Origin of the sequence: Aestuariivirga sp., assembly GCF_041738905.1 — a bacterium.
GTDB lineage: Bacteria > Pseudomonadota > Alphaproteobacteria > Rhizobiales > Aestuariivirgaceae > Aestuariivirga.
Genome location: NZ_JBGSOZ010000182.1, coordinates 13,240 through 24,830, shown reverse-complemented (window position 1 = coordinate 24,830; position 11,591 = coordinate 13,240). Strand labels below are relative to the sequence as shown.

Here is an 11,591-nt window from a genome sequence, read left to right as displayed (position 1 = left end):
TCCTGTGTTTAGTAATTTGAATTACTAAACACAGCATCGCTAAACATGCAAGCGCCCAGCTTCGCAGGTGCGAAAGCGTGCGCCAACTAATGGAGCGGGCGTCCTAGCTCCGCCGCTTCGGCGTCAGCAATGTTGCCGGCCGGCGTTCTTCCGCGGCCTTGAACAGCGAGAAGGTCTGGTTGACGTAGTTCACCGCGCCCGAGATCAGCTGAATGTAATTTTCCAGTTCGGGCGTGCGCTCGGCCTCCATCATCACCACCGGACGGTCCTGCGGCATCGTCTCGAACATGCAGTAGAACAGCGGCTCGCCCCGTGTGAGGACCAGTTCCTTCGACGTGTCATGCCATTCGAAGGCCCACATCAGCGGACGCGGCCACAGGTTGATCGGGAAGCGCCCGCCGAAGATCGTGCCCGGCATCGGATCGGGCCGGTAATGCATGAACGGCGCAACCTGGTTCAGGTAGACGGGTTCGTCAGTGATGAACACATAGGGCAGCGACATCTGGATCGTCGGTCTACCGGGGTAGCGCCACTCCTGCTCGGGAACCATGTGAATGACGTTCCCCAGCTTGTTGCCGCGCACCGGGCTGCTGTCGCCCAGCATGTTGCGAAGCCCCGCCTCACCCTTGGCACCACGGACGAAGCCCAGCCGCATGTCATAGGGGCAGGCAATCGAGAAGTAGCGGCTCTCGAGATTGATGACGGCCGGGCAGCGCGAGGCTGACTTGGCGTGCTGCTTGTTCATGTCCGCCGAGCGCACGCGCTCGGGCGGGTCGAAAAGGATGCCGCCCTTGTCTTCGTTCAAGAGCCAGCCCACCTTGACAGGTCCTGACCGGGGTCCATCGTCGTCAGGCCGCGCATATGTGATGTTGATGTCCATGGGTTGCGAGCCTACCGCGTGTTCGCCGCCGGTTTCAAGCTGAACGGCAGGAACGGCCGGGGCCGGATAACGCTACAGCCTGTCGGCACTCGCAATATGATCCAGCCTGTGCTTGGCTTCCGCGCAAAGGAGGAATCCCGTTCATGTCCGTGTTTGGAACCGACGATGCGAAGTATCCCCCGCCCAGCCGCCGTTTGCGGCTCGGTTTTGTCGGTGGCGGCCGCGGCGGACTTGTCGGCGAATGGCATGCCTCCGGTGTGCGCCTTTCGAATCGCTGGGACATTGTCGCAGGCGCCCTCTCCTCCAACCCGGAGAACGCACGCGTTTCTGCTGTCGACTGGGGGATCGCGCCCGATCGCGCCTATGCCGACTTCCACGCCATGGCCGAAGCGGAAGCCGCGCGTGCCGACGGCATCGATGCCGTCACCATCTGCACGCCCAACTGGAACCATCACGAAGCCGCCTCGGCCTTCATGAGGGCCGGCATCGACGTGATCCTCGACAAGCCGATGACGACCACGCTGGAAGATGCCATCGACCTCGTCCGCATCAGCCGCAAAACTGGCGTCTTCCTCGGTCTGACCTATCCCTATACGTTTCACGCCATGGTCCGCCAGATGCGGCACATGGTGCTGGCGGGCGCCATCGGCGAGGTGCGGCAGGTCCTTGTTGAGTATGCGCAGGACTGGGCCACGGGCCCCGGAGACCCAGGCTCCAAGGGTGCGGCCTGGCGGCTTGACCCCCGGAAGGTGGGCCGTGCATCCGCCACGGGCGACATCGGCACCCATGCCTTTCACATGCTGCATTATGTGACCAGCCAGCCCGTCACCCAGGTCCGCGCCGATTTCCATGTCTGCGGCGCACCGAAGCCGATGGAGGACACGTCCTTCATGAACCTGAGGCTCGGGAACGGCGCACCGGGTTCCATCTGGATCACCCAGGCCGCACCGGGCAACTATTGCGGTCTCAGGGTCCGCATCTATGGCCTCGAGGGTGGCCTCGAGTGGAACCAGGAGTTCCCCGAGCACCTCAGGTTCAACCGGCTGAATGCGCCCGAACAGGTCATCGTGCGCGGTCATGGCGCCGGCATGCTACCTGCCGCCCAGAGGCTGGCGCATCTCCCGCGCGGTCACGGCGAAGCGCTGACCGACGCCTGGGGCAATCTCTATACCGAGCTTGCCATCGCCATCGCGGCGCGCCGGGATGGAATCGAACTGCCGGCCGGCTTGCTGGAGCTGACCGGCGCGGAGGATGGCTCGCGCGGCGTGAAGTTCATCGAGGCCTGTGCCGACAGCCACGATGCGGGCGGCGTGTGGACGGATTGCTGGATCGATCCCTGACGGCCTGATCCCTAAGCGACAACCCGGCCCTTGCGGACTCAGCGCAGGTGAATGGCGTGTTCGCCAGTGGCCAGCGGCTTTCTGTCGGGGAAGCCCCCGCATGGCACCAGCCATGACTCGAACATGTCGGCGCACTTTTCCCACGTGAAGTGCCGTGAGCCTTCGGAAACCGTCCTGCGGTCGAGCTTCTGCGCGCGTTCGACCGCCTCTTCGAGGCTGCCGGCAATGCATCCGGTCACGCCATCCTCGACCACATCGAGGGGACTCGGGGCGTTGTAGGCTGCAACGGGCGTGCCGCAGGCCATGGCTTCCAGCATCACGAGGCCGAACGTGTCGGTGCGGCTGGGGAATACCATCACATCGGCGGAGGCGAGGGTCCGCGCATAATCCTCGCCATGCCGGAACCCGAGAAAATGAGCCGATGGATTGAGCCGCTCCAGCCGCTCGCGCTCCGGCCCATCCCCCACCAGCACCTTGCTGCCCTTGACCTTCAGCGCCATGAAGTCGTCGATACCCTTTTCGATGGCAAGGCGGCCGGCATAGAGAACGATGGGGCGCGGAAGGTCGAGATGGTCGCGCGGATAGTCGCGGAACTGCGCGCGGTCGACGCCGCGTGTCCAGATCCTCACATTCCTGAACTTCCGGCGGTCAAGTTCGGTACCGATCGATTTCGTCGGCACCATCACGGCCTCGCTCGGGGCATGAAAGCGCCGCAGCACCTCCCACCCAAGGCTGAGCACGCCGGGAACGGGCAGGCGCTTCGCCGCATATTCCGCAAAGCGGGTGTGAAAGCCGGTCGTGAACTTCAGCCCGTCTCTCAGGCACGCCCGCCGGGCCGCCCAGCCGAGCGGGCCCTCGGTGGCGATATGGATCGCATCGGGCCTCACGCGCGCGATTTCGGCGCTGATCTCGCCGGCTGTGATCCGTGTGAGCGAGATTTCCCGGTAGAATGGCAACGGCCGCGACGGCCTGCCCTCGGGATTGATGGTGTGGACGTCGTGGCCTTTTGACACCAGCTCGCGGATGACGGCGTTCAGCGTGCGAACAACCCCGTTAACCTGCGGCAACCAGGCGTCGGTCACGATCAGGATGCGCATGGTCTGTCTCCGCCTGCTCGAGTTCCGGTGAATTCCAGTCGATGATTTCGAAAGAGCCGTTCGCGTGCTCGACGAGTGCCGTGCAGCTCTCTACCCAGTCGCCATCGTTGAGGTAGTGGATCCCGTCGATGTCGCGGTCGTCGGGCGTGTGGATGTGACCGCAGATGACGCCCTGGCAGTTCCGCATGCGCGCCTCCCGCACCACCGCGTCCTCGAAATGCGAGATAAACTCGACGGCCTTCTTCACCCGGTATTTCAGGAAGGCCGACAGCGACCAGTAGGGCAGCCGGAACAGGCGCCGCACGCGATTGACCCCGGCATTGAGGCTCATCGAGAACTCATATGCAGTGTCGCCAAGTTTCGCGAGCCAGGGTGCGAAGCGGACCACGCCGTCGAACTTGTCGCCGTGCAGCACCAGGTAGCGCTTGCCATTCGCGGCAACATGAACCGTCTCGCGCAAGACGGCGACACGGCCGAACCTGAGGTTCACGAAGTGGCGGAAGTTCTCGTCATGGTTTCCCGGAATGTAGACGAGCTTCGTCCCCTTGCGCGCCTTGCGCAGAAGCTTCTGGATAACGTCGTTGTGAAGCTGGTCCCAGTGCCACGCCTTGCGCAACGACCAGCTGTCGATGAAGTCGCCTACGATATAGAGCTGGTCGGACTCCGTGGCCTTCAGGAAGTCGAGCAGCTTTGCCGTCTGCGCGCGCTTTGTGCCAAGGTGAATATCGGAGATGAAGATCGAGCGGTAATGCCGCGGCGGCAGAGAGGGTGAAAGCATGTGGCATCTGCCTTGTGGCAACTGCCGTCCTTAAGTCTGACTCCCGTGAAGGTTTGATGACGTCAGCTCCGGTTCTTGCCGTTGCCCATGCCTATCATCTGATCACCAATGACGACCGGCTGGAGAAGGTGGCGGACGATCTCGTCAAACACTTCTCGCGGCGGGGTTATCGCGGCAAGGCCATGTTCATCGCCATCGACAAGGTGACGGCGGTGCGCATGTTCGACAAGGTGAAACGCCGCTGGGCGGAGATGATCGCCCGCAAACGGGCGCGGCTGGCGGAGGTCGAGGACCAGACCGAACGCGCCGCACGGCAAGAGCAGGTCGAATGGCTGGCTGCAACCGACATGGCTGTGGTTGTCAGTCAATCGCAGAATGAGATCCAGTCCATGGCCAGGCTGGGCCTTGATATCGAGCCGCACCGCAAGCGGCTGGTGAAGGAAAATCTCGACGAGAAGTTCAAAGCCGACAATGACCCGCTCCGGCTGGTTTTCGTCTGCGCCATGTGGATCACCGGCTTCGACGTGCCGACCTGTTCGACCGTCTACCTCGACAAACCCATGCGCAACCATACGCTCATGCAGACCATTGCACGGGCAAACCGGGTCGCGCCGGACAAGAAAGCGGGATTGATCGTCGATTATGTTGGCGTATTCCGCAATCTCAAGGAGGCACTGGCCATCTATGGGAGCCGGATCAAGAGTGATGGCGACGGACCGATCAAGGACAAGCAGGAGCTTGTGCGGCAGCTCGCGGCGGCAATGGCGCTGGCGCTCGCCTATACCGGAGAGCGTGGCGTCGATCCAGCAGTGATTATCGCGGCGAAGGGCTTCGAACGGCAGGCCCGGCTTGTGGCAGCAAGGGAAGCGCTTCTTGGCAAGGAGGAGGACGTCAAGGCCTACTTGAGCCTTGCAGACGCCGTCTGGCGCTTGTTCAAGGCGATCCTGCCGGACGAGGCGGCGATGGTGCATCATGGTAATGCCGCCGTGCTGCGCGTGATCGCCGAGATGATCCGCAGCATGAGCCGCAAGAGGGGCCGCGACCTTTCCGAGGTGATTGCCGAAATCGAGCGGCTTGTGGACGAAGCCGTGACTGGCGCAGCAATAAAGGCGCCGATCCCATCCGGCGACGACCTTCACAGGCTCCTCGACCTTTCAACTATCGATTTCGAGAAACTCGCTCGACTCTTCGATCAGGGCGCGCGCAAGACGGCCACGGAAGTGCTGAAGGCCCAGGCTGAGGAGAAGGCCAGGAGCCTTGCTGCAAGAAATCCGACGCGGGTGGAGATTCTGGAACGGTTGCAGGCGCTCATTGATCAATACAACACCGGCAGCATGGGTGTTGAGGAGCTTTTCCAGGAGTTAAAGGCATTCACCAGCGAGCTCGATGCCGAAGAAGCGCGTCATTTGCGTGAGGGGCTCAGTGAGGAAGAGTTGGCAATCTTCGATATTCTCACGCGTCCGGAGCCGGTGCTTTCCAAGGCACAGGAGGTTCAAGTCAAGAAGATCGCGGGTGCGCTGCTGTCAAAGCTCAAACGCGACAAGCTGATTCTGGACTGGAGGCTGAAGGAAAATGCCAAGGCGGCGGTTCGAGAAGCAATCCGGGAGGAACTTGATCAACTGCCGGACGTGTACGAGCGGAAGATATGGGAAGAGAAGGTTGAGCGGACCTATCAATTCGTGTTCGAACAATTTGGTTTGAACTGAAGCCGCATTCTGAGCGCTAGCGGTTGCCAATTGGTTGCCAGACATGAAGCGCAATCACGCATCCAATAGTCAGTTCCATTTCATGCAATGATTTCAGTTTGTTATGGCGCACCCGACAGGATTCGAACCTGTGACCTCTGCCTTCGGAGGGCAGCACTCTATCCAGCTGAGCTACGGGTGCAGCTAGGTTCCGAGTCGTATATACCCGATTGGCATGGCGGTCCGCAATGGCCGGCGCTAACAAGCCGATTTTGGAGGTTCCAGCATGAAAGCAGCCATATTCGAAGCCTATCGGGGTCCGCTGGAGATCCGAAGCGTGCCCGATCCGTTCTGTCCTCCGGATGGCGTGATCCTGAAGGTCGAGGCCTGCGGCGTCTGCCGGTCGGATCATCACGGCTGGAGCGGGGCCGACCCTGACGTGGCCCTGCCGCATGTGCCGGGCCATGAATTTGCTGGAACTGTCATCGAGGCCGGTCCCGATTGCCGCCGGTTCCGCATGGGCGACCGCGTCACGGCTCCCTTCATTCTGGCCTGCGGCGATTGTGCCGACTGCCGGGGCGGCGAGCCGACCGTGTGCAATCATCAGTTCGTGGTGGGCTTCTCGGGCTGGGGTGCCTTTGCCGAAATGCTCGCCGTGCCGCACGCCGACTTCAATCTCGTGATGTTGCCCGACGAGATGGGCTTCGCCGAGGCCGCAGCCATGGGCTGCCGCCTGACCACGGCCTTTCGTGGCTTGGTGGACCGCGCCGCGCTTCAGCCTGGCGAATGGCTGGCCGTCCATGGCTGTGGCGGCGTCGGCCTGTCCGCCATCATGATCGGCGCGGCCATGGGCGCGCGGGTGCTGGCGATCGACGTCAATGACGAGGCGCTTGCCATGGCCGGGAGGCTGGGCGCCAATCTCACGCTCAACCCGAATTCCGCGCCTGACACCGCCCTCGCCGTTCGCGAGATCACCGGCGGAGGAGCTCATGTCTCGATCGATGGCCTCGGCATCACCGCAACCTTTAACAATTCGATCCGTGGGCTGAGGAAATTGGGCCGCCACGTTCAGATCGGCCAGCCGCTTGAAAAACACGCCACGCCGCCGATCCCGCTGCTCGAAACGGTCTACGCGCGCCAGATCTCCATCCTGGGCACGCGCGGCATCGCGGCCAGCAGGTTTTCTTCGCTGCTCGGCATGATTGCTGCTGGAAGGCTTGACCCCGCCCGCATGATCACAAGGCGCATTGCCTTGTCCGGTGCGGGTGCCGCACTTGAAGCCATGAATGGCTATACGGGCGTTGGCGTCACCGTCATAGACCGCATGAGGGAATAGGTGAAGGCTGGCATCGGCGTAACCGCGGTGGCATAGTGGCGCCCATGTCAGCCACATCCCCCCTGAAGCCCGGCGACCATCTCTATCTGATCGATGGATCGGGCTACATTTTCCGCGCCTATCACGCGCTTCCGCCCTTGACGCGCAAGTCCGACGGGTTGCCCGTCGGCGCCGTACAGGGTTTCTGCAACATGCTGTGGAAGCTTCTGAAGGAAACCAATGCCGGCCACAGGCCCACGCATCTCGCCGTCATCTTCGACCATTCCTCGAAGACCTTCCGCAATGCCATCTACCCGGAGTACAAGGCCCACAGGCCGGAGCCGCCGGCCGATCTACGCCCGCAGTTCGGCCTGATCCGGCAGGCGACGCGCGCCTTCAACGTGCCCGCCATCGAGCAGGAAAACTACGAGGCCGACGACCTGATCGCCACTTACGCGCGCCAGGCCGTCGAGGCAGGCGCCACCTGCCGCATCGTGTCGTCCGACAAGGACCTGATGCAGCTGATCAGGCCGGGCGTGGCGCTCTATGACACGATGAAGGACCGCGAGGTCGGGGAAGCAGAGGTCTTCGAGAAATTCGGGGTCAAGCCTGAGAAGGTCATCGACATCCAGGCGCTCGCTGGCGATTCGGTGGACAATGTGCCGGGCGTGCCCGGCATCGGCGTGAAGACCGCCGCGCAGCTGATCACGGAGTATGGCGACCTCGAAACCCTGTTGGCCCGCGCACCCGAGATCAAGCAGCAGAAGCGCCGCGAGAACCTGATCGAGTTTGCCGAGCAGGCCCGCATCTCGAAACGGCTCGTCACGCTCGATGAAAGCGTGCCGCTTGACCACGATGTCAGCGGCTTCGCAGTGGACACGCCGCGGGCAAGCGCGCTCATCGGTTTCCTCAAGGCGCTCGAATTCACGAGCTTCACGAAAAAGGTTGCTGGTGAACTGGATTGCGACATGGGCGCGATCGACCCCATTCCTGTCGAGGTGAAGTTCTGGCCGCCCGAGGGTGGCGAGCTTGCGCTGCAGGCGGCGTCGTCACGGCCTGAGAAGCGCACAGCGAAAACAGCGGTCTCGAATGGCAATGCACCTGTCTTGCTGGCACAGGCCGAAGGAACAGCGAGGGACGTCTCGGGACTCCTGTCGCTTCCGTTTGTTCACGCAGATTATGAAACTGTCACGGACCCAGAGGCGCTCGACCGCTGGATCACGTCAGCATACGAAAAAGGTTACATCGCAGTTGATACTGAAACCGACTCTCTCGATTCCATGCAGGCCAATCTCGTTGGCGTGTCGCTGGCCACAACACCCGGCAAGGCGTGTTACATACCGCTCACGCACAAGGCGGCGGGCGGCGGGCTGTTTGGAGGTGAGATTCTCGAAGGCCAGATTCCGTTTGCCGATGCCATCGCGAAGCTGAAGCCCCTGCTCGAGGATCCGTCCATCCTCAAGATCGGCCAGAACCTCAAGTATGACATCGAGGTGCTGAACCGCACCGGCATCGACGTCAGTCCGATCGACGACACGATGCTGATGTCCTACGTGCTGGAGTCGGGCGACGTGGGCCACGGGATGGACGAGCTCTCGCTTCGCCATCTCAATCACAAGTGCATTTCGTTCAAGGAGGTGGCGGGTTCCGGCAAGTCGATGATCACCTTCGACCGCGTGCCGATTTCCAACGCCTCGCACTATGCCGCCGAAGATGCCGACGTGACGCTGAGGCTCTGGCTCTTGTTGAAGCCTCGTCTTGCGGAAATGGGCAAATGCGCCGTCTACGAGACGCTGGAGCGTCCACTGGTCCGTGTGCTGGCCGGAATGGAGATCGAAGGAATCCTCATCGACCCGGAGCTGCTGCGGAGATTGTCGAACGATCTCGCCACGGCTGCGGCCGAGATTGAAAAGGAAGTCTACGAACTCGCTGGCGAACGCTTCAACATCGGTTCGCCGAAGCAGCTGGGCGACATTCTCTTTGGCCGCATGGGCTTGCCCGGCGGACGAAAGACGGCGACTGGCGCATGGAGCACCGACTCCGATGCGCTGGAAGACCTGGCCTCGCACGGCGTGCATCTCGCCCGCCGCGTGGTGGACTGGCGCCAGCTCTCAAAGCTGCGCTCGACCTATACCGAGGCGCTCCCCAACTACATCAACCCGGTGACGAAGCGCGTTCATACATCTTACTCTCTGGCGGCAACGTCCACTGGCCGTCTCGCATCCACCGAGCCCAACCTGCAGAACATTCCCGTCCGCACCGAGGAGGGCCGCAAGATCCGCGCGGCGTTCATCGCTCCGCAAGGCTTCAAGTTGGTCAGCGCCGACTATAGCCAGATCGAACTCCGCGTCGTGGCGCACGTGGCCGACATTCCGCAGTTGAAGAAGGCCTTCGCCGAGGGCCTCGACATTCACGCGATGACGGCATCCGAGATGTTCAATGTGCCCATTGTGGGCATGGACCCGATGGTGCGACGCCGCGCCAAGGCCATCAACTTCGGCATCATCTATGGGATTTCAGCCTTCGGGCTCGCAAACCAGCTCTCGATTGGCCGCGAGGAGGCGGGCGAATACATCCGCACCTACTTCAAGCGTTTCCCCGGCATCCGCGATTACATGGAAGCAACCAAGCAGGCCGCGCGTGAGCATGGCTATGTCGAGACGATCTTCGGCCGGCGCATGCACTTCCCGCGCATCAAGTCACCCAACGCTTCGGAGCGGGCTTTCCTTGAGCGAGCGTCCATCAACGCGCCGATTCAGGGCGCCGCAGCCGATATCATCCGCCGCGCCATGATCCGCATGCCGGACGCGCTCAGGAACGCGGGCCTCGGCGCGCGCATGCTGCTTCAGGTGCATGACGAACTGATCTTCGAATGCGTGGATGCGGAAGCTGAAAAGACCATGGTCGTGGTGAAGCGCGTGATGATCGCGGCACCCGAGCCCGCCGTTCAGCTCAGCGTGCCGTTGCAGGTCGATGCGAGAGCCGCCCAGAACTGGGAAGCAGCGCATTAGATCGGCATTCGCTCAACGGGAATGAGAGGTCAAGTTCCACAGAAAGTGCGGTACAGGGCTTCTCCGGGAACAGGCGCCTCGGAATAGCGCTCCATGCCCGGCTGCTCCTGATACGGCATCATCAGCACACGGAGCATGTTTTCGAAGGGCTGGTAGTCTCCACGCTCGATGGCGGCCTGGATCATCTCTTCGACCAGATGATTGCGCGGGATGTAGGCGGGGCTGACGGAGCGCATCAGCTTGTGGCGCTCCTCGTGCGGCTGCGGGTCGCGCTCCAGGCGGTCGTGCCACTTCGGCGTCCAGCTCTGCAGCCCGGATGCCTCCTCGCCATTGGCCAGCTTGCGGAATGTGATGGTGAAATCCAGCCGCGCCAGCTGCATCGCGTCGAGCAAGGCCTGGATCAGGTCGAGATCGCCGTCTTCTTCAGAGACGAGGCCGATCTTCTTCCTGAAACCATCGAGCCAGTATCGCGTGTAAATGGCTGGAAACCCTTCGATCCGTTCCGTCGCGATCTTGATCGCCTCGTCACGGTTCTCGTGCAGGAAGGGCAGCAGAGTCTCAGCCAGCCGCGCGAGGTTCCACTGAGCGATGGGCGCCTGGTTTCCATAGGCATAACGCCCATATTCATCGATCGAGCTGAACACAGTCTGGGGGTCGTAGGCGTCCATGAAGGCGCAGGGGCCATAGTCGATGGTCTCGCCCGAGATCGACGTATTGTCGGTGTTCATCACGCCATGTATGAATCCCACCTGCACCCAGCGCGACACCAGCTTCGCCTGCCGTTCCATCACCGCATCGAGCAGCGCCAATGCCTTGTTTTCAGCGGTGGCGAGATCAGGGTAGTGCCGCGCGATCACATGGTCGACCAGAAGGTTGAGCGAATCGAGGTCGCGCCGCGCCGCGAAGAACTGGAACGTACCCACCCGGATGTGGCTCGCCGCCACCCGCGTCAGCACGGCACCTGGCAACATGGTCTCGCGATAAACCCTTTCGCCGGTCGTCGCCGCCATCAGAGCGCGCGTCGTGGGAATGCCCAGCGCATGCATCGCCTCGCTCATCAGATATTCGCGCAAGACTGGCCCCAGCGCTGCCCGCCCGTCGCCCCGCCGCGAGAACGGCGTGGGCCCCGCGCCCTTCAACTGGATGTCGCGGCGGATGCCGTTGCGATCGACGACCTCGCCCAGTAGGATCGCCCGGCCATCGCCCAACTGCGGCACGAAATTGCCGAACTGGTGCCCGGCATAGGCCTGCGCGATGGGTGCCGCACCCTCCGGCACTGCATTTCCCACGGCTACCTCTGCGGTGAGCGCCTCGGGGTCGATGCCCAGTTCATCCGCCAGTCCGCTGTTCACCTTGATGAGCCGGGGCGCCTCCACGAACGTGGGGTTCACACCAACATGCATGGTGCCGGGCAGCCGGGCATAGCTGTTATCGAAAGGGATCGGGCGGGGGGCGGAGGAGGCTGTTGTGGCTGTCATGTCCCCA

Annotated in this window: 8 protein-coding genes and 1 tRNA gene; 4 read left to right on the top strand and 5 right to left on the bottom strand. The window is 62.4% G+C overall.

Features of this window, described 5'->3' with window-relative positions:
- Window positions 1-103: 103 nt before the first annotated feature.
- Complete coding sequence (locus ACEW8Q_RS16995; RefSeq protein WP_373505241.1) at window positions 104-880, bottom strand: hypothetical protein; 777 nt, start codon at window positions 878-880, stop codon at window positions 104-106.
- A 143-nt stretch (window positions 881-1,023) separates the two neighbouring features.
- On the opposite strand from ACEW8Q_RS16995, the gene ACEW8Q_RS16990 reads away from it, so the two are divergent.
- The gene (locus tag ACEW8Q_RS16990) at window positions 1,024-2,220 is read left to right on the top strand and encodes a Gfo/Idh/MocA family protein (RefSeq protein WP_373505240.1); all 1,197 of its coding nucleotides are present in this window, start codon (window positions 1,024-1,026) and stop codon (window positions 2,218-2,220) included.
- A 38-nt stretch (window positions 2,221-2,258) separates the two neighbouring features.
- On the opposite strand, the gene ACEW8Q_RS16985 is transcribed toward ACEW8Q_RS16990, so the two are convergent.
- Both ACEW8Q_RS16985 and ACEW8Q_RS16980 read right to left on the bottom strand, forming a co-directional pair.
- On the bottom strand, window positions 2,259-3,317 hold the full coding sequence (locus ACEW8Q_RS16985) for a glycosyltransferase family 4 protein (RefSeq protein WP_373505239.1): 1,059 nt from the start codon (window positions 3,315-3,317) through the stop codon (window positions 2,259-2,261).
- The gene (locus ACEW8Q_RS16980) at window positions 3,274-4,095 is read right to left on the bottom strand and encodes a UDP-2,3-diacylglucosamine diphosphatase (protein ID WP_373505238.1); all 822 of its coding nucleotides are present in this window, start codon (window positions 4,093-4,095) and stop codon (window positions 3,274-3,276) included. Before ACEW8Q_RS16980 ends, ACEW8Q_RS16985 begins: the two co-directional genes overlap by 44 nt.
- A gap of 56 nt (window positions 4,096-4,151) precedes the next feature.
- On the opposite strand from ACEW8Q_RS16980, the gene ACEW8Q_RS16975 reads away from it, so the two are divergent.
- Window positions 4,152-5,801, top strand: coding sequence for a type I restriction enzyme endonuclease domain-containing protein (locus tag ACEW8Q_RS16975; RefSeq protein ID WP_373505237.1), 1,650 nt, complete (start codon window positions 4,152-4,154; stop codon window positions 5,799-5,801).
- 104 nt (window positions 5,802-5,905) lie between these two features.
- Here the strand turns inward: ACEW8Q_RS16975 and ACEW8Q_RS16970 are convergent.
- Window positions 5,906-5,982, bottom strand: a tRNA-Arg gene (locus ACEW8Q_RS16970).
- An 84-nt stretch (window positions 5,983-6,066) separates the two neighbouring features.
- On the opposite strand from ACEW8Q_RS16970, the gene ACEW8Q_RS16965 reads away from it, so the two are divergent.
- Together ACEW8Q_RS16965 and polA are read left to right on the top strand one after the other, a co-directional pair.
- Window positions 6,067-7,116, top strand: coding sequence for a zinc-dependent alcohol dehydrogenase family protein (locus ACEW8Q_RS16965; RefSeq protein ID WP_373505236.1), 1,050 nt, complete (start codon window positions 6,067-6,069; stop codon window positions 7,114-7,116).
- Window positions 7,117-7,178: 62 nt separating this feature from the next.
- Window positions 7,179-10,106, top strand: a complete 2,928-nt coding sequence (gene polA / locus ACEW8Q_RS16960) for a DNA polymerase I (RefSeq protein ID WP_373505265.1) — start codon at window positions 7,179-7,181, stop codon at window positions 10,104-10,106.
- A 29-nt stretch (window positions 10,107-10,135) separates the two neighbouring features.
- Here the strand turns inward: polA and ACEW8Q_RS16955 are convergent, their stop codons facing one another.
- Window positions 10,136-11,584, bottom strand: coding sequence for a YdiU family protein (locus ACEW8Q_RS16955; protein ID WP_373505235.1), 1,449 nt, complete (start codon window positions 11,582-11,584; stop codon window positions 10,136-10,138).
- Window positions 11,585-11,591: the final 7 nt, after the last annotated feature.